We start from the raw sequence: 19636 nt of genomic DNA, 5'->3' as shown, positions 1-19636 counted from the left end.
TAGGGGTAGTCCTGTGAAATCTCTGATTATTTTTCTGTGGCTTCCCTGCGGGACGCTCCGTGAATGTGCCTCTGTGGTTTAAACGTTCCGATCTCACCTAATAGAAAACCAGAGGCTAGAGCAATATCATGTGTGAAATATTCTCCTCACAAGTTCCTCAGATTTTCTGCCTAACTTTAAAAAGGAATATCTCCAGTCCGTAGTTCCCAAATCTCTAAGGACAACAAGATGAACAAGAGACACTTTGCAACTATAGACGGTAATCAGGCTGTAGCTCAAGTTGTCTATCGACTAAATGAAGTCATCGCCATTTATCCAATTACACCTTCTTCACCGATGGCTGAATGAGCGGATGCTTGGGCTAGTGAGGGTAGACCAAATATTTGGGGTACTGTGCCAAGCGTACAACTATTTCCGACAACGCCCCAGAATTTGTCCGCGATGTACTGGTTAAAATCATTGCCCGTGCAGGGGGTGAGTTACCTATCAGTGCTTTACCTGTTGACGGCACATATCTCACGGGGACGGCAAAATGAGAAAAACGCAATATTGCTCAAGAAATCCCGGTATGGGATACCAATGTCTGCATTCAATGTGGTAAATATGTGATGGTACAGTCATGCAGAATCAAAAAGCGTCCGTTGATTCTGGCAGATGGTTGTGGTATCGCTATCATCCAGACCTAGTTAAACAAGTTGACACTCCCCGGAGTAAACGCACGGGGATTCTTGGTTCAATGAAACCACTTAAATTAGATTCCTTGCAGTCTCTAACCCAGAGGTGGGATTCTCCCCAAGCGTTAATTTGGGTATGCCCTACCCTATTTGCTTTTGCAATTCCTGTTTAATTTTGAAGAAAATTCGCTTCAAAATGCTGTTTGTCTAGCCCCTCTGAATCTTTTACCTACTGCGAGGCGGAGTCTAGAAAAATGCAGTAGAACCGCATAGATTCAGTTTTCAAGGTTCAGCTCTTTGTCTTTCGACGGCTAGGTTTTTTAAGTGGTTGATTACCTTGCCACTGCAATTAGTATACCAGAAAAGCCGTCCTAAAAGGACGGGGCTTTAGACCCAAATTTCTGGTAAAAATCCCCTCCAACTTGACTCACATACACCAAAGCTACCTGTAGAAGAGTCAATGTATTGAGAAAACCGCTTCAAGATGTTAACAAAAATTAACCCAGAAGTAGCTAAACAATTACTCCAAGAAGCGCAAAATGATGTCAGTATCCGGTGGCAAATGTATCAATATTTAGCAGCGCGATAAATTGCAAATGCGACTCAACAACCAGCTAGTTCATCTGCGAAGGGTATAGGAGTGAGAGGTAGTTACTAATTCATAATTAAAAACTCAATGACAACTTACGAACTAAAAATTAGTAATTATTTTGAGAAATTTTATTTATTCGTAAATCTGATTAAATAACAGGAAAGATATTCATAATGGACTTAAAAACTAGTTATATGGGGATACAGTTGCGATCGCCACTTGTGCCGTCAGCATCTCCCCTGACAGGAGAAATTGATAACATTATATGGATAGAAGATGCTGGTGCAGGCGCGATCGTACTTCCTTCGCTGTTTGAAGAACAGTTAAGCATGGAAAGTTACGAACTGCATCATCATCTGACCTATGGTACAGAAAGCTTTCCTGCCTCTTTAACCTATTTCCCTGAACCAGAAAACTTCCGTCTAGGCCCTGACGAATATCTGGAGTTGATTTACAAAGCCAAACAAAAGGTGAAAATTCCCATTGTCGCCAGCCTCAACGGTTCTTCACTAGATGGCTGGACTGACTACGCCAGAATGATTGAGCAAGCTGGTGCAGCAGCACTGGAATTAAATATTTATTCTGTACATACTGATCCACAACTGACAAGCGAGCAGATAGAGCAGAGCTATATCAATATGTTAAAGGTAGTCAAAGCTGCCATATCCATTCCTGTAGGAGTTAAGCTCAGTCCTTATTTTACCAATATGGCAAACATGGTAAAGCGTTTCGATGATGCTGGGGCTGATGCCTTGGTGTTATTTAACCGCTTTTACCAGCCAGATATTAACCTAGAAACCCTAGAAGTTCAACCCCACGTGCTTTTAAGCACCCCCCAAGCCATGCGTTTACCCCTGCGCTGGATTGCCATTCTTTATGGTCGTATCAATGCTGATTTAGCTGCTACCAGTGGTATTCATACTGCCCATGATGTTTTAAAGATGCTCATGGCTGGCGCAAACGTCACCATGCTGTGTTCTGTTTTATTACGACATGGTATCAACCATATTCGATGTATAGAACAGGAAATGCGCGAATGGATGGAACAACACGAATATGAATCTGTACAACAGCTTCAAGGCAGCATGAGCCAGAAAAACTGTCCTAACCCCAGTGCCTTTGAACGCGCTCAGTATATGCGAGCCTTGCAAACTTACAAACCAGAATGGGGCAGAATTTACGAACCTTCTCATTATCACGGCTAGGGAACTAGGAATTTTAGATTTTAGATTTTAGATTTTGGATTGAATAATCTAAAATTCACTCATTGCAAATCCAAAATTGAAAGACTGGGGACTGGGGACTGGAGGTAGACAAGGTAGATTTTTTCAGAATGCCCAATGCCCATCTGAATATTACGAATAGGGAGTAGGGAGTTTTGTCCACCCCATAAGATGGATAATTTATTTCTGGGAAACCCCTAAAATCGCAATATTTGTAACAGTATTTGCCACTTGAGATTATAGCTACCAAAATAGTATGCACAAACCGCGCGTCTGAATACGGGAGTTATTATTGTATGAGTGATACTAAGCACAATTCACCACGTCGTCGCCGTTCCTGGGCAGAACCATACAAAATCAAGGTGGTTGAACCATTAAAAATGACCTCTTGCGCTGAACGTGAGCAGGCGATCGCCGAAGCTGGGTACAATACTTTTTTATTACGTTCCGAAGATGTCTACATAGACTTACTTACAGATAGTGGTACATCTGCCATGAGTGACTCCCAGTGGGCGGGGATGATGATGGGGGATGAAGCCTACGCGGGGAGTAAAAACTTTTATCACTTAGAAGCAAATATCCAGAAATATTACGGTTATCGCTATATTGTCCCCACCCACCAAGGACGGGGTGCAGAAAATATTCTGTCGCAAATTCTGATTAAACCAGGTGACTACATCCCCGGCAATATGTATTTCACCACGACTAAGCTACATCAAGAGTTAGCCGGCGGTACATTTATTGATGTGATTATTGATGAAGCCCATGATGCTAAATCATTGCATCCCTTCAAGGGCAATATTGACCTAGAAAAGCTCACAGATTTAATTCGCCAAGTTGGTGCGGGACGCATTCCTTACATTAGTGTGGCGGGGACTGTGAACATGGCTGGCGGACAGCCAATTTCTATGGCTAATATGCGGGAAGTGTTCCAAATAGCTCAAAATCATGGCATTAGAGTAATTTTAGATGCTACCCGCGCTGTAGAAAATGCGTATTTTATCCAACAGCGAGAACCGGATTATCGTCATCAAGCGATCGCTACTATCTTACGGGAATTCTGCTCTTACACTGACGGTTGCACAATGAGCGGGAAAAAAGATTCCCTAGTCAATATCGGCGGTTGGCTAGCACTAAACGATCCTGATACTTACGAAGAAGCCCGTAATCGCGTAGTCATCTATGAAGGCTTACATACTTATGGCGGTATGGCTGGACGCGATATGGAAGCAATGGCGCGGGGGATTGAAGAATCAGTCCAAGATGATCATATCCGCGCCCGTGTGGGACAAGTTGAATATCTCGGTCAGAAACTCATAGATTGGAACATTCCCATTGTGATGCCCATTGGTGGTCACGCCATTTATTTAGATGCCAAACGCTTTTTACCCCACATCCCCCAAGACCAATTTCCCGCCCAACGCCTAGCAGCAGAATTATATGTAGAAGCTGGAATCCGGTCTATGGAACGGGGTATTGTTTCCGCCGGCCGCAACAAAGATACAAGCGACCATTATTATCCAGATTTAGAATTGGTGCGTTTGACGATTCCGCGCCGTGTTTATACTCAAGCCCACATGGATTTAACAGCTGAAGCCGTTGATGAAGTATATTACAATCGCGATCGCCTGGGTGGAATGCAGATGATTTACGAACCTAAATATCTCCGCTTCTTTCAAGCCCGCTTTGAACTGCTGTAATCTGATTTTAGCTGCATGGAATCTATAATTGTGGGGGCGCAAGAATTTGCTCCCCTACGAAAAATGCACCTTACTCATTTAATTGTTAAAAATAAATACATCAAAAAATACATTTATCTACATAACAAAGTTTAATGTTGAACCTCTTGCTTTCCTCAATTTAGACTGTAATGATTACTATATGAATTCTGAAAATCCAGTAACATTTTTATACTTGAGTTAAAAAAATTAAATATCTTGCGTGCATCATTAATTCTTGATGGCGATCGCTTGTAGTTTCAGAATAATGCTGTTAATAAAATATAGTTTTGTAAACTTTTTATAGCGTTTATACAACTATTTCTCAGTATTATCTGAGCAAAAAAGAATTAGAGCAACTTAAATCCAACTACCCTCATGTGCCATCAAAGCTCTACTGGTAGTGCTTAACTAACCGATAGTAGCTATAAGTATAAATGCTCTGCTTTGGAACTTTTAGTTTAACTGTCAGTCTTCTAAATGTGGCAGAAATATTTAAGTAAAATTCCGCAATTGCCACCAGGACAATTGAATGTATATCATGGCATCTTTAACAAGAAAATCAGTATCTGGCAGTGTTTTTCCCCAGCGATAAGTATTGCCAAACAGTTTTTATACTACTTTGTTCCTCACTATGGCTGATAAACACGACAAAATTAAATTTCCTCTTTGGCAGTACCTCAACCAACCGTTATTTAGCCGTGATTCTAGATTAGAACTCAATCCCCGTCGTTTTGCTTATAGCTGGCGCATTGGACTTTTAGAACGTTGCTGGTATAGAGAATGTGATGCTAAAGGGCCACAACAGCATTAGATTTTCAAAATCACCTACACTAACTACATATTGCAAACTAAGCCTCGTCTATAGAACGTGGCTTTTTGCATTTTCAGGCGTTAGGGGATAGGGGTGTAAGGGTTTATGGGGTGTAGAGGCAGAAGAACTCATGATTAATGTAACTCTTAATACACTAGATGCGGAAGTGAAATTTTCGTAAACACGTTACCCTGGGATGCTGTTGGTGACAAAATCATTCTCCCCAGAGATTTGTGCTTTAAAATTGCATAGTACTAAGAGCCAGGATGCTTGGCATCAGTAATTTCTTTCATTTTTAATTTTTAATTACTTCGTATGTCCTTTGTACCTTTACATATTCACAGTGACTACAGTCTGCTTGATGGTGCAAGTCAGCTACCATATTTGATTGATCGCGCGATCGCACTGGGGATGAAAGCGATCGCCATCACTGATCATGGTGTGATGTATGGTGCTGTCGAACTTCTGAAAGTCTGCCGCAGTCAGAATATTAAGCCAATTATTGGCAACGAGATGTATATCATTAACGGCGATATCGAAAAGCAGGAACGCCGTCCTAAATATCATCAAGTTGTGTTAGCTAAAAATAATAAAGGTTACAAAAACTTAGTTAAACTAACTACAATTTCTCACCTTAACGGTGTACAAGGCAAAGGTATTTTTTCTCGCCCTTGTATTAACAAAGAATTATTAAAACAATATCGTGAAGGGTTAATAGTTACTAGTGCGTGCTTAGGTGGAGAAATTCCTCAAGCAATCATGAGTGGTAGACCAGATGCAGCCAGGAAAGTAGCTCAGTGGTATAAAGATGTATTTGGGGATGATTTTTATTTAGAAATTCAAGACCACGGCTCGCAAGAAGACCGCATTGTTAACGTCGAAATTGTCAAAATAGCCAGAGAATTAAATATAAAATTTATTGCTACCAATGACTCTCATTTTATTTCTTGTTTTGACGTAGAAGCACACGATGCTTTGCTGTGTATTCAAACAGCCAAGCTGATTAGTGAAGAGAATCGGATGCGTTATAGCGGCACAGAGTATCTGAAATCTGCGGAGGAGATGCAGATACTATTTCGTGACCACTTACCAGATGATATCATTGCGGAAGCGATCGCCACAACTGAAGAAGTTGCAGATAAAGTCGAGCCTTACCAAATTATGGGTGAGCCGCGTATTCCTAATTATCCCATTCCGGCTGGTCACACTCCTGATACTTACGTTGAAGAAGTTTCTTGGCAAGGACTATTAGAAAGATTAAATCGCAAATCCCGCAGCGAAGTTGATCAAGTCTACAAAGAAAGACTGGAATATGAACTAAAAATGTTGCAACAGATGGGTTTCTCCACATACTTTTTAGTTGTGTGGGACTACATCAAATTTGCTAAAGATAATAATATTCCCGTGGGGCCTGGACGTGGTTCAGCCGCAGGTTCACTAGTCGCCTATACAATGGGAATTACTAATATTGACCCAGTGCATCACGGCTTACTATTTGAGCGTTTTTTGAATCCAGAACGTAAATCAATGCCTGATATTGATACAGATTTCTGTATTGAACAACGGGATAAAGTGATTGATTATGTAACTGATAAATACGGTAAAGATAAAGTCGCGCAAATTATCACCTTTAACCGTTTAACTTCTAAAGCAGTATTAAAAGATGTCGCCAGAGTATTAAATATTCCCTATGGGGAATCCGACAAAATGGCGAAACTTATTCCGGTGGTGCGGGGTAAACCAACTAAACTCAAAGTGATGATTTCTGATGCTACCCCAGCACCAGAGTTTAAAGAAAAATATGATAATGACCCCATTGTGCGCCGTTGGCTGGATATGGCGATGCGAATTGAAGGGACGAACAAAACCTTTGGAGTTCACGCCGCCGGGGTAGTAATTTCTGCCGACCCATTAGATGAAATAGTCCCACTGCAAAGAAATAATGACGGGTCTGTAATTACGCAATATTTCATGGAAGACCTGGAATCAATGGGTTTGTTGAAAATGGACTTTTTAGGTCTAAGAAACTTAACCATGATTCAAAAAACCATTGATTTAATTGAAGAAAATCATGGTTTTACAGTTGACCCCTATGAAATTACCAATCAAGAACGCAAAGCCCAAAAAATATTAGCTAAAGGTGAGCATAAAACTCTGCCTAAAGATGTGCAAAAAACCTATGAATTATTAGAATCAGGGGAATTAGAAGGAATATTTCAGTTAGAATCTTCAGGGATGAAGCAGATAGTCCGAGATTTGAAACCTTCCAATATTGAAGATATTTCTTCCATCTTGGCACTATATCGACCAGGCCCCTTAGATGCAGGATTAATTCCTAAATTTATTAACCGTAAACATGGCAGAGAAAATATTGATTATGACAGCCAGATTTTAGAACCCATATTAAATGAAACCTATGGCATCATGGTCTATCAAGAGCAAATCATGAAAATTGCTCAAGATATGGCTGGCTATTCTTTAGGACAAGCCGACTTGCTGCGCCGTGCTATGGGTAAAAAGAAAGTTTCTGAGATGCAGAAGCAGCAAGAAAAATTTATTGATGGGTCAACTAAAAACGGCGTGAAAAAGCAAGTAGCCGAACAGCTATTTGAAGATATGTTAAAATTCGCCGAATATTGTTTAAGTTATGAAACGGAAATTTTAACAGTTGAATATGGCTTTTTACCTATTGGTAAAATTGTAGAAAAACAAATTGAATGTACAGTATATACTGTTGATAGTAATGGCACTGTTTACACTCAACCCATTGCTCAGTGGCATAATCGTGGTCAACAAGAAGTGTTTGAATATTGCTTAGAAGATGGGTCAATTATTCGGGCGACAAAAGACCATAAATTTATGACTACAGATGGTCAAATGTTACCGATTGACGAAATATTTGCACGAGAATTAGATTTATTACAAGTTAAGCAAGCAAATGTATTTGCTCAATCTTAAGGGTGTAGTAAACATTAAATTATAGTGGCGTGGCAAGGCTAACTTAGCTTGAATTGTTGACGGTGCGTTGCGCTGTGCGACAACACACCCTACATTAAAATTTCTTAACATACTTTGAAATATGAAAACTGACTTACTTACTATATAAAGTATGTTTAAAAAACTTCCTTAATCTATAAAATAATTTCTAACTTTTGTTAGATGAATAACTAGCTTTTTACCTCTAATTTTAAATAGTGAATGGCAGCTAAATGGGCGATGTAAGCAATATGCTTTTACTGAATGTCATCCCTAGTTAAGCTTATTAACTAAGCAATACATTTCTGCCAACTTGAAAATTATTCACCTTTAATTAATGGAGTGTAACGATGAAGAATTTATTTACTAAGGCAATTAATTTGATCAAAGTTATATCTCAAACCTTTGAATTTAAGCGGTTTTTTGCTATTGCCTTAGTTGGTTTTTTAGTGCTAACAACAAGCTTAAATTCTAACATTGATACTGGACGTAGCCGCGATACTGTCATTAGAAGACTAGACAAAGTTGTACATCAGGATGATGCTGATAGACCCAAAACCACAGGAGAATGGAATAAAGAAGCGCGTCAAACGGAAGATGCTCCTGGTGAAAGAGCTAAAAGAATTGCTAAAGAATCTGGCGAAGCTTTAAAGCAATGGGGTTCTGTGTACCCAGATACAGCTAAGAGAAGTGCTAACGAACTCCAAGACAATAATAGATAGGTAAAAACTATCTTGTATTCAACAGAAGTAAATAATTAAAGGTTTGTAGTAAGGGCTTTAGTCCTTCTTTTCAGAAGAATTTCCTTACTACGAACTCGATTACAATAACTTTACATTAATTAAGTTAGTTAGGTTTATTAACGCCGACTTACTCATTTTCTTTTAGGAATAACATTCCTCATACCACTTTTTACACCAACACTATCACCTTGGTAACGAGGAATGATATGAATACTAGTGTGCATAATATTTTGCCCTCCAGCGCGATTGATGTTCATCCCTACATTAAAACCATCGGGTGTGAATTCAGCTTTAATAATTTCTTGGACTTTATTCACCATTAACCAACACGCAGATTGCTCTGGAAATGGTAACTCAAAATAATTACTCACATGACGCTTAGGAATTACTAAAACGTGTCCTTTGCTGATAGGATAAGCATCAAAAATTGCATAGGCTGTTGCTGATTCAGTTAATAAATTTAGATTTTTACGTGGATTGCAAAATATACAATAATTATCTGAATGTCGCTGATGATTGTAATGAATATATTCATATAATTCCCGCATTTCATCCAGATAAATGGAATTGAAGGGAAGTTTTACAATACATTGATATGTAGGCTTTTTATGGACATAATGCTCTCTAAAACCTTCTTTTTTCAGATCCCGTCTAACAGCATAATAAGCTTTACCTCCTGGTTTTAATAAATGGGCTATTTCCATCATCGCATTCGCTTGTTCTTCAGGAGATAAAACATTTAAAACATAAAAGCAAATTATCGTATCAAATTTATTGTGAGGGTATTGGGGAAAATAGTAAGGGTCATAGCCTGTAATATCAAGGCCTTTTTGTCGTAATAATTTAACATCATTACCAAAGCCACAACCAAAATCTAATATTTTGCCTTGTAGTAGATTTTGATTTAATAACAACTGTGCAGGGAATGACAGGTAGTTTCTTTCAATTGCCGTAAGATGGCTGAATTGATTCTTTTGCTGCTTCATGCAATTTGGTGTTGATTTTCCCTGCTTTTAATTAGCGATCGCGTACTTGCTGCCACAGGGAGTCTATAATTAATTATTCCCTGATAGCATTAGGCGATCGCATCAGGGTCAACACCTAGCTCACGCAACTTAGCAGCTAATCTATCCGCACGTTGACGTTCTTGCTCTGCTTGCTCGCCGCTCCACAATAATAAATTTCCTGCTCCATCCCACCACCGTAGCCAATTTATAGTTTGGCAAAGTCTTTCACCTTGCCAAATTCCCAGAAATAACTCCAACTCAGGAATCCAAAAATACCCGTTAGTATCTGGTGGCTGCAAAACATATTTTTCATCCTGCAAGCACCGTACTTCTAAAATCAGTTCGTAGGGGTCGTAGGTGACGTAGGTGGGAACTTGGAGAATCTTTTCATAAAAATAGAGTTTACCGTATGGGGGACTGGAGCGTACTGATAGTTCTCCATTCTCCGTATCTGAGAGAAATTCCATCACCACAGACACAGCCGCGCCTTCTAAATGGGGTGTGTAACTACGACGAATTACATCAGTTGCTACAGGTTGTACTTGCGGTACGTAAAACCAATCAGGTGCTTTGACAACGATTTTTTTATTAACTGTCGCTACTAGTCCGAAATTAGAGCCGATGAGCATTTCGGGTTGAATGCGTCCGTTAGAACCTAAAGCATCTGTCAGTGCTGCTGCAAGAGGCGGTTGCTGAATATTTTCCACAGGGTCGTCAGGTAAAATAAAATCACTTGGGAGTGCTTCCCAGGAGACATTTAATTCTTTTTGGGTGGGGCTGATTTGTAAAACCATAAATATATTCTCAAGAAATGAGACAAGGGAGACGATGCCCAATACTTTAATATTATGGAAACTTTCGCTCGCGTACTTCTATAGCGTAATCTTGCACAGCTTTGGTGATTGTTTCCCGCAAATTTGTATAAACTTTAGCGAATGGTGGTTGTTTTTCTGATAATCCCAGGATATCTGAAGTGACTAAAACTTGACCATCACAATGAGAACCTGCACCAATACCAATTGTAGGAATGGTAAGTTTTTGTGTAATCTGCATTGCTAAATCTGCGGGTATATGCTCTAAAACGATCGCAAATACACCCGCTTGCTCCAGTGCGATCGCTTCGTGTAAAATTCTCTCGGCTGTTTCCTCAGTCTTCCCCTGTTGTCGCAAACCCAACTGATGTACTGACTGCGGTGTCAAACCTACATGACCCATCACCGGAATTCCCGCCTGCACCAACCGCGTCACCGTCTCCACCATTGCGGGATAACCACCTTCTAGTTTGACGGCTTGCGCTCCTGTTTCCTTTAATACCAGCCCAGCCGAGCGGATTGCTTGTTGGATACTTTCTTGATAGGTCAAAAACGGCAAATCCACCACCACCAAAGCACGTTTTACCCCCCGACATACAGCTTTGGCATGGTGCAACATTTCTTCTAGGGTAATTGGCAGCGTATTTTTGTACCCCAGAACCGCCGCCATCGAGTCTCCCACCAGGATTAAGTCTACACCAGCTGCATCGAGAATATGAGCGATCGCGTAATCCCAAGCAGTCAACGCCACAATTGCGCGTCCCTGTTGTTTGAATTGAATTAATTGTTGCGTAGTAATTGCCATAGAGGTTACAGGTGACAGGTTACAGGTTGTAGGTTACAGGAGAAAACTGTCACCAGTCATCTATCACCTGTTTCCTCATTTCACAGCACGACTGAAAGCTAGATGAGGTGTTGCACTCTTCATTGTGGGCATTAACCAAGCTAGACCTTCAGTAGTGCCAATCCATAATTTATTGGCAACGTCGGGTACAATCGTCAGCACTCGACTAGACGGAAGTCCGGCTACTTCATCTAACACCGCGCCTGTATTTGGATTTAATCGTAACAAACCATTGTGAGTCCCTACCCACACACTACCATCTTTAGCAAAACGAACTGCTGTCACATTCTTGCCTCGCAATCGAGCTACAGAACGTAACACTATTCCAGTTTTGGGATTAATTACTAGTAAATTATTAGGCATTCCCGCCCAAATTAACCCTTCTGGACTAATAGCTAAAGCTTGTACTGTCGTACCGGGTAAATCATTGATTCGCTTCATAATCAACGCACTGGCGGTATTAACTCGTACTAAACCATCTAAAGTCCCAACCCACAGTTGACCTTCCGCATCTAAAGTCAGAGTATTGGCACTCACACCAGGCAAATTCTTGACTGTGGTCATAATTAAACCTTGGTCGGGACTAATTAAAGCTAAACCGTTGTCAGTTCCAGTCCACAAATAACCTCGCCTGTCAATAAGCAATGACAAAACCCGTTTAGAAGGCAAAAATAAATTCTGGGCTGTAATTTCATTGGTGCGCGGTTCTACGCGTATCAAACCTTCATAACTGCCTACCCACAACCGACCTACTTTGTCTTGTGCTAAAGCACCAATGGCAGTATTAGGTAGACTAACACGCGCCAAAATTTTCCCCGTTTTAGAGTCAACGCGAGATAATCCCCGCCAAGAACCCACCCAAAGATTACCTGCAAAATCTGCTAGTAAGTTACTAACACGATAATCAGTTTCTACTGAACGCTCTTCCAACTCCCGTTCATCTGGTAAGGGGGCTACTCTTGATGGTGGCGCAGTTGCAGGATAAGAAGGGGCTAAATCTGACGGATTAACAGAATTAACCTTAGAGGTTGTTTGTGCCTTGACTGAAATATTTGGCACAACCATTAACCCCAACAATATTGAAGTAATCAGTAAACTAGTCTGCTTGTGAAATAATACCACGGCGAAATTCCCTTTAGAGACAATACCTATAGCCATTGCCTAAACTGGCTAGCTAACAATTGATCTCAGTTTTCCCGCAGTTGGTAGTTTTTAAACAGGTAGAACGGAGAAGCGAGGGGAGAAACAATTCAAAATTCAAAATACTCATTCGGCGTTCGCGATAGCGTTGCGTAGCAAAGCAAGCTACAAAATTCAATCAACACAGGCTAAACGCCGCGCTACCGCTAACAGCACTCTCTACAACTAAAGAATACTTTTGTAAAGTCATTGTAACAAAATGTTTAAAAATTTATGTAATAACAAATTCAAATCAATAAGTTAAAAACTTTCAAAGTTTAACTTATGCAATTTCTTGATATATTGTGAGACAAGTTACAAATTACGCGGTGTGCAATTTTGATCTTTCGCTCATCACTCTACTGGATTTTGCGTCAAGCAAATTCTCTCCTGTTCAATGTTTCCCGTAAATCAGGAAGACATCAGGAAAGTATGGGCGGAAAATCGTGAAAAATAGCCCAATTTCCTAAATAATCTGGAATTCAGGGATATAAGTCATACTTTCTGCCTAGCGCGAAGGTAGCGATTAGCAAAAGAATTTTCCTGTTTTTCTCCTTGCTGATAGTCAGGTAGAGCGAACGTGAGAAAAATTTACACAAAACGTGATTTGATAAATAAAAAGAGTGACATCTTGGAAGGATAAATATGTCGTACGCTCAAACGAAAACTCAGGCTAAATCTGGGTATCAAGCCGGGGTTAAAGATTACAGACTAACTTATTACACACCTGATTACACACCTAAAGATACAGATATTCTTGCTGCTTTCCGGATGACTCCCCAACCCGGAGTTCCACCAGAAGAAGCAGGTGCTGCTGTAGCTGCTGAGTCTTCCACTGGTACTTGGACCACTGTATGGACAGACTTACTTACCGACCTAGATCGCTACAAAGGTCGTTGCTACGACATCGAACCAGTTGCAGGCGAAGACAACCAATACATCGCTTACGTTGCTTATCCTCTAGATTTGTTTGAGGAAGGCTCTGTCACCAATATGTTGACCTCGATTGTAGGTAACGTATTTGGTTTTAAAGCTTTGCGCGCATTGCGTTTAGAAGACTTACGGATTCCCGTAGCATACTTGAAGACTTTCCAAGGTCCTCCTCACGGTATCCAAGTTGAGCGTGACAAATTAAACAAATACGGTCGTCCTTTGTTGGGTTGTACAATCAAACCCAAACTAGGTTTGTCTGCTAAGAACTACGGTCGTGCTGTATACGAATGTTTACGTGGTGGTTTGGACTTCACCAAAGATGACGAAAACATTAACTCTGCACCTTTCCAACGTTGGCGCGATCGCTTCTTGTTTGTAGCAGAAGCCATCCACAAAGCACAAGCAGAAACCGGCGAAATCAAGGGTCACTACTTGAACGTCACCGCACCTACCTGCGAACAAATGTTGGAACGGGCTGAGTACGCTAAAGAACTCAAAATGCCCATCGTCATGCATGACTACCTGACCGCAGGTTTCACAGCTAACACCACCTTGGCTCATTGGTGTCGTAAGAACGGTATTTTGCTGCACATTCACCGGGCGATGCACGCCGTTATTGACCGTCAAAAGAACCACGGTATTCACTTCCGTGTATTGGCTAAAACCCTGCGGATGTCTGGTGGTGACCACATTCACACCGGTACAGTTGTTGGTAAATTGGAAGGCGAACGCGGCATCACAATGGGCTTCGTTGACCTGTTGCGTGAAAACTACGTTGAGCAAGACAAGTCTCGCGGTATCTACTTCACCCAAGATTGGGCTTCTATGCCTGGTGTAATGGCAGTTGCTTCCGGTGGTATCCACGTATGGCATATGCCCGCGTTGGTAGAAATCTTCGGTGATGACTCCGTACTACAATTTGGTGGTGGTACACTTGGTCACCCCTGGGGTAACGCTCCTGGTGCAACTGCTAACCGCGTAGCTCTGGAAGCTTGTATCCAAGCTCGTAACGAAGGACGTAACATGGCTCGTGAAGGTAACGACATTATCCGCGAAGCGGCTAAGTGGTCTCCAGAACTAGCCGTTGCTTGTGAACTGTGGAAAGAAATCAAGTTCGAGTTTGAGGCAATGGATACCGTCTGATAAAGCCTGAAGGTGTAAGGATGAAGGTTAAACAAAAATCTCTTCATCCTTTGTACTTCATACTTTAGAGGGGCTGGGTCAAGCATGGATCTCAAGCAAATTGCGAAAGACACAGCCAAGACTCTCCAAAGTTACCTGACTTATCAGGCACTAAGGACGGTTCTGGCACAGCTGAGCGAAACTAATCCTCCGTTGGCATATTGGCTGCAAAACTTCTCCGCAGGTAAAATTCAGGACGGAGAAGCATACATTGAGCAGCTTTTTCGTGAGCAGCCAGATTTAGCATTACGAATTATGACTGTCAGAGAACACATTGCCGAGGAAGTTACAGAATTTTTACCTGAAATGGTTCTGACTGGCATTCAAAAAGCCAACATAGAAAAACGTCGCCAGCATCTAGAGCGGATTACAAGCATAGACACATACCAACCCAGTCCACCAGCAGAACAGCCAACCAACTCAGATACGAACTTGGATAACTTATCCAGTTAGTTGGTCAACGTACTACAAAAATCCCACCCCATTATCAACAGCCATGCAAACTTTACCAAAAGAGCGTCGTTACGAAACCCTTTCTTATCTTCCCCCCCTCAGCGATGCTCAAATCGCCAAACAGGTTCAGTACATCCTCACTCAAGGTTACATCCCAGCAGTTGAGTTTAACGAAACTTCTGAACCTACCGAACTTTTCTGGACAATGTGGAAATTGCCTTTGTTCGGTGCTAAATCCACTCAAGAAGTTCTGGGTGAAGTACAAGCTTGTCGTTCTCAATATGGTAACTGCTACGTTCGTGTTGTAGGTTTTGACAACATCAAGCAGTGTCAAGTTCTCAGCTTCATTGTTCACAAACCCAGCAGATACTAAACAAGGTAAAAAGGTAAAACTTTTAATACCTTTGTTTTTGTTAACGCAATTTAGATAAGAGAGGTAAGATTAAATGCCTCTCTTTTTTATTGTTCGTAGTAAGGACTTTAGTCCTTAGAAAAATCAGGACTAAAGTCCTTACTACAAACTTGCTTTTAAACTTGACTCACTAGCACTAGTAAAGATGTTGCAATGCAACGTCTCTACAGTTTCACAACACCATAAAATTTTATTCATGAATTTAAAACATATATCACAAATCAGAATTTGCTTTCTGGGCGAATCATTTGTTAATGGCACAGGTGATCCAGAATGCTTGGGTTGGACAGGTAGAATATGTGTAAATGCTAGTAAAAAAGGTCATGATATCACCTACTATAATTTAGGCGTAAGGAGGGAAACGAGTACAAAACTGAGACATCGTTGGTTCAGAGAAGTTTCGTATCGTTTACCCAAAGAATACGATGGTAGGGTAGTATTTTCCTTTGGAGCAAACGACACAACTATCGAAAAAGGTCAACCTCGTGTTGATATCACAGAATCATTGGAAAATATCCATAGCATTTTGAGTGAAGCTAAACAGTTATATCCTGTTTTAATGATTAGCACTGCACCGTGTGGCGATGAGAAACAAAATCAAAGAATTGCTAATTTATCTGAAGAATTTGCAGTAATTTGTCATGAATTAAATGTTCCTTATCTTAACGTTTTTCCCATATTGAATAAGTCCAATATTTGGTTAAAAGAAGCCAGAAATTATGATGGCGCACATCCTAGAGCCGAAGGTTATAGAGAATTTGCCCAAATTGTTGACAATTGGGATGCGTGGATAAATTGGTTTAGATAAAAATTGCCTATACTAGATGCAGCGACACTCATTTGAGGAATCGGCTAATGACATCATCGGTAGAAAAAAGCTTGGGTAAAAGTATATTCCATCCTTAGAAAGTGGAGACAAGCTCACTCGCCACGAATTTGAGCATCGATAAACTTCAAGTAGAAATTCAGCACAGTATCCACACCTGACTTTACTATTCAAAGGCAAAAATCATGACACAAATTACTTTAGCTGAAGCATCTCAACATTTGTCAGACTTGATTGATGCAGCACTTGAGGGTGAAGAAATTATCATCATTAAAGATAATAAACCTGTTGTAAAATTAACTCCTGTATTGCCAATTAAACGCCGTCTTAAATTTAGTCGTGCTAAGGGAATAGTTACAATATCTGATGATTTTGATGAACCACTAGAAGATTTTAAGGAGTATATGGAATGAGACAACTACTGGACACCCATACGTTTATTTGGTTTATTATGGGTGATCCTAGAATAACTGGTAATGTGCGATCGCAAATTGAAATGAATGAAAATATCTTAAGCATTATCAGTGTTTGGGAAATCGCAATCAAACACCGTATTGGTAAACTCAACTTAAATTCGAGTTTTGCTGATTTTGTCGAACAGCAAATAATTATGACTGATATTCAATTAACTACTATCAAAATTGATCATGTTTTAGCTGTTTCCCAACTACCTTTACATCATCGTGACCCCTTTGACAGAATGTTGATTGCACAAGCTATCGCAGAAAATATACATATTCTCAGTGCGGATGCAATTTTTGATACCTATCCTATACAACGATTATGGTAGAACTTTTTAAAGTATACCGAAAGACAAATAAACATTAGACACCAAAAAAACTTAGCATTAATTTTAATAAATATTAACCAGGGATAAATTTGTGGCTTATTATATTGCTCCGCGCTTTCTAGACAAACTTGCTGTTCACATCACCAAGAATTTCTTGAATATTCCTGGTATTAGAGTACCGTTGATTTTAGGAATTCACGGACGCAAAGGCGAAGGAAAAACCTTTCAATGTGAGTTAGCTTTTGAAAAGATGGGTATAGAAGTCACACTCATATCTGGCGGTGAATTGGAAAGTCCAGATGCGGGAGATCCAGCACGGTTAATCCGCCTACGCTATCGGGAAACAGCCGAACTCATCAAAGTACGCGGTAAAATGTGCGTACTGATGATTAATGATTTAGATGCAGGTGCGGGACGCTTTGACGAAGGGACTCAATACACTGTAAATACTCAGTTGGTGAATGCCACACTGATGAATATTGCTGATAATCCTACAGATGTGCAGTTACCTGGAAGCTATGACTCGAACCCGATAAGACGCGTCCCCATTATTGTTACAGGTAATGATTTTTCCACACTCTATGCGCCATTAATTCGGGATGGACGAATGGAGAAGTTTTATTGGGATCCTAACCGTGATGACAAAGTGGGGATTGTTGGCGGGATTTTTGCCGAAGATGGAATCTCACCCAGGGAAATTGAACAACTAGTTGATACATTTCCCAATCAATCCATTGATTTCTATAGTGCATTGCGATCGCGTATTTACGATGAACAAATCCGTGAATTTATCCATCAAATAGGGTATGAGAGTATATCTTCACGTGTCGTGAATAGCTTAGAAGGCCCACCAGCATTTAAAAAGCCCAATTTTAACCTCTCTCACTTAATCGAGTCCGGGAAATTCATCGTGGGTGAACAACAACGAGTAGAAACTTCCCAGTTAGTGGATGAATACAATCGTCTGAATCGAGGTAGAGGTTATCAACCCGCACCACCACCTGAAGTTACACCAAAGAGTCAGCCTTCACCTAATGGTTCGCCAAAACACCAGAGTGCTAGTAGTACCCACTTGAGTTTAGAGACACAAGAACAAATCCGGCAAATTTTATCTCAAGGTCATCAAATTAATTTTGAACACGTAGATGAACGCCGCTTCCGCACTGGTTCTTGGCAGAGTTGCGGTACTATTCACATTGATGCTGAATCTGACGCTATCTCCGCTTTGGAAACTTTTTTAGCTGAATATAACGGTGAATACGTGCGTTTGGTCGGAATTGACCCCAAAGCCAAGCGGCGGGTAGTAGAGACAATTATTCAACGACCGAATGGGAAAAATTAGGTGACAGGTGATAGGTGATAGGTGATAGGTGACAGGTGACAGGTGACAGGGGACAGGTGGATTAATACTTTTGACTTTTGACTTTTGAATTCCCCCAAAGGGGGTTGACTTCTCTGCTTCTTTCTTACCAAAAGCGATCGCTTTTCTATCATCAGCTATCCTAAGTCAGACTATCAGCATATTTAATCACGGGATCGCTTGCCGTATTGTTCACATTTTGTTACAAAAGTACAAAGAACTTCTAGAGACCCACAACCAAATGTTCGGCGGACTAACTGGTTTACAAGATCCTAAAGGCACTGATTGGGGCGAAAAAATGCTCAACACGGTCGCCAGCCAAACGATTCGCCACTTATTCACCCAAAGCGAGTCGGTAGAAGTCCTTGTGCGCTGCTATCCCTCCAGCAAACTGTTGCAAGGCAGCATTGATAGTTTCAAAATGAGTGGACGTGGCTTGGTTATCCGTAGGGATTTTGCTGTAGAAGAGATGTCTTTTGAAACGGATGCGGTGGCTATTGACTTTAGTGCGGTTTTGAGTGGCAAATTAAATCTCAAGCAACCAACTCAGGCGATCGCTCAAATAGTATTATCGGAAGACGGGATCAACCAAGCTTTTAACGCTGAACTAGTCAAGAAACGCCTAGTTAATCTCTCTGTACCTGCATTAACAGAATTATCCGGTGGTAAGCCAGTATCGTTTACCGAGGTGCAAGTACAGCTATTACCACAAAATTGTCTGCGACTGTCAGCTAAGGCAGATTTAAACAGTGGAGAACTGATCCCACTGCAAATGACTTTAAGCCTTTCTGTAGAAAAGCGTCGGCGGATTGCTTTTAAAGATCCCAAAATTGAGCTTGACCAAGTACCAGAAGCCCAAAAAGAAATATCACAAACACTAAGCCTAGCACTAGCGGAAATTTTAGATAATATGGTCGATTTGGATCGCTTTGACCTAGATGGGGTAAAAATGCGACTCAATCGCTTAGAAACTGAAGGTCAGAGGTTGATTTTTAGTGGCTATGCAGAAATTGAAAGGATTCCGCGTAGTTCGTAGTTCGTAATTCGTAATTCGTAATTCGTAATTCGTAATTCGTAATTCGTAATTCGTAATTCGTA

General features: G+C 40.7%; 18 protein-coding genes and 2 pseudogenes. 16 read left to right on the top strand and 4 right to left on the bottom strand.

From position 1 onward, the window contains the following. Positions 1–410 precede the first annotated feature (410 nt). From ACM0OR_RS09205 to ACM0OR_RS09170, 8 genes and pseudogenes are all read left to right on the top strand, one after another. Positions 411–614: pseudogene (locus ACM0OR_RS09205) on the top strand (hypothetical protein); the annotation flags it as partial. A gap of 5 nt (positions 615–619) precedes the next feature. Beyond that, a complete protein-coding gene (locus ACM0OR_RS09200) occupies positions 620–847 on the top strand; it encodes a hypothetical protein (protein WP_414576035.1) in 228 nt (75 codons plus the stop codon). A 221-nt stretch (positions 848–1068) separates the two neighbouring features. Next, positions 1069–1263, top strand: a pseudogene (locus ACM0OR_RS09195) (hypothetical protein); the annotation flags it as partial. A 176-nt stretch (positions 1264–1439) separates the two neighbouring features. Beyond that, the gene (locus ACM0OR_RS09190) at positions 1440–2471 is read left to right on the top strand and encodes a dihydroorotate dehydrogenase-like protein (RefSeq protein WP_414575981.1); all 1032 of its coding nucleotides are present in this window, start codon (positions 1440–1442) and stop codon (positions 2469–2471) included. 314 nt (positions 2472–2785) lie between these two features. Beyond that, positions 2786–4189 (top strand): tyrosine phenol-lyase, encoded by a 1404-nt coding sequence (locus ACM0OR_RS09185; protein ID WP_414575980.1) that lies wholly within the window; start codon positions 2786–2788, stop codon positions 4187–4189. Positions 4190–4841: 652 nt separating this feature from the next. Then, on the top strand, positions 4842–5021 hold the full coding sequence (locus tag ACM0OR_RS09180; RefSeq protein ID WP_190705392.1) for a hypothetical protein: 180 nt from the start codon (positions 4842–4844) through the stop codon (positions 5019–5021). Between the two features lie 315 nt (positions 5022–5336). After that, positions 5337–7979 (top strand): DNA polymerase III subunit alpha, encoded by a 2643-nt coding sequence (locus ACM0OR_RS09175; protein ID WP_414575979.1) that lies wholly within the window; start codon positions 5337–5339, stop codon positions 7977–7979. Between the two features lie 368 nt (positions 7980–8347). Continuing rightward, positions 8348–8719, top strand: a complete 372-nt coding sequence (locus ACM0OR_RS09170; protein WP_323265105.1) for a hypothetical protein — start codon at positions 8348–8350, stop codon at positions 8717–8719. Between the two features lie 152 nt (positions 8720–8871). Here ACM0OR_RS09170 and ACM0OR_RS09165 read toward each other — a convergent pair whose 3' ends face one another. From ACM0OR_RS09165 to ACM0OR_RS09150, 4 genes are all read right to left on the bottom strand, one after another. Continuing rightward, positions 8872–9726: a bifunctional class I SAM-dependent methyltransferase/HIT family protein gene (locus tag ACM0OR_RS09165; protein WP_414575978.1), complete on the bottom strand. Its 855-nt coding sequence runs from the start codon at positions 9724–9726 to the stop codon at positions 8872–8874. 89 nt (positions 9727–9815) lie between these two features. After that, a complete protein-coding gene (locus tag ACM0OR_RS09160; protein ID WP_414575977.1) occupies positions 9816–10541 on the bottom strand; it encodes a Uma2 family endonuclease in 726 nt (241 codons plus the stop codon). Between the two features lie 52 nt (positions 10542–10593). Then, positions 10594–11364: a 3-methyl-2-oxobutanoate hydroxymethyltransferase gene (gene panB / locus ACM0OR_RS09155; RefSeq protein ID WP_190705404.1), complete on the bottom strand. Its 771-nt coding sequence runs from the start codon at positions 11362–11364 to the stop codon at positions 10594–10596. Positions 11365–11439: 75 nt separating this feature from the next. Further along, positions 11440–12561 (bottom strand): two-component regulator propeller domain-containing protein, encoded by a 1122-nt coding sequence (locus ACM0OR_RS09150; protein WP_190705407.1) that lies wholly within the window; start codon positions 12559–12561, stop codon positions 11440–11442. Between the two features lie 666 nt (positions 12562–13227). On the opposite strand from ACM0OR_RS09150, the gene ACM0OR_RS09145 reads away from it, so the two are divergent. The 8 genes from ACM0OR_RS09145 (at position 13228) to ACM0OR_RS09110 (ending at position 19574) form a co-directional block, all read left to right on the top strand. Continuing rightward, positions 13228–14658 (top strand): form I ribulose bisphosphate carboxylase large subunit, encoded by a 1431-nt coding sequence (locus ACM0OR_RS09145; RefSeq protein WP_237989057.1) that lies wholly within the window; start codon positions 13228–13230, stop codon positions 14656–14658. Between the two features lie 84 nt (positions 14659–14742). Next, a complete protein-coding gene (gene rcbX, locus ACM0OR_RS09140; RefSeq protein ID WP_190705412.1) occupies positions 14743–15150 on the top strand; it encodes a RuBisCO chaperone RbcX in 408 nt (135 codons plus the stop codon). A gap of 43 nt (positions 15151–15193) precedes the next feature. Continuing rightward, positions 15194–15523, top strand: a complete 330-nt coding sequence (locus ACM0OR_RS09135; RefSeq protein ID WP_190705415.1) for a ribulose bisphosphate carboxylase small subunit — start codon at positions 15194–15196, stop codon at positions 15521–15523. A 235-nt stretch (positions 15524–15758) separates the two neighbouring features. Further along, entirely contained in the window at positions 15759–16370 is a 612-nt protein-coding gene (locus tag ACM0OR_RS09130; protein WP_414575976.1) for a GDSL-type esterase/lipase family protein, read from the top strand. Between the two features lie 203 nt (positions 16371–16573). After that, positions 16574–16801 carry a type II toxin-antitoxin system Phd/YefM family antitoxin gene (locus ACM0OR_RS09125; protein WP_414575975.1) on the top strand — a complete coding sequence of 76 codons (228 nt, stop codon included), beginning with the start codon at positions 16574–16576 and terminating at the stop codon, positions 16799–16801. Next, positions 16798–17178: a type II toxin-antitoxin system VapC family toxin gene (locus ACM0OR_RS09120; protein ID WP_414575974.1), complete on the top strand. Its 381-nt coding sequence runs from the start codon at positions 16798–16800 to the stop codon at positions 17176–17178. Before ACM0OR_RS09125 ends, ACM0OR_RS09120 begins: the two co-directional genes overlap by 4 nt. A 91-nt stretch (positions 17179–17269) precedes the next feature. After that, entirely contained in the window at positions 17270–18520 is a 1251-nt protein-coding gene (locus ACM0OR_RS09115) for a ribulose bisphosphate carboxylase small subunit (protein ID WP_323265113.1), read from the top strand. A gap of 259 nt (positions 18521–18779) precedes the next feature. Continuing rightward, on the top strand, positions 18780–19574 hold the full coding sequence (locus ACM0OR_RS09110) for a DUF2993 domain-containing protein (protein ID WP_414576030.1): 795 nt from the start codon (positions 18780–18782) through the stop codon (positions 19572–19574). The last annotated feature ends 62 nt before the right edge of the window (positions 19575–19636 follow it).

The sequence above is a fragment of the Anabaena sp. CCY 9402-a genome, from assembly GCF_963920945.1.
GTDB lineage: Bacteria > Cyanobacteriota > Cyanobacteriia > Cyanobacteriales > Nostocaceae > Trichormus > Trichormus minutissimus.
This window is presented reverse-complemented; position numbering and strand designations above follow the sequence as displayed.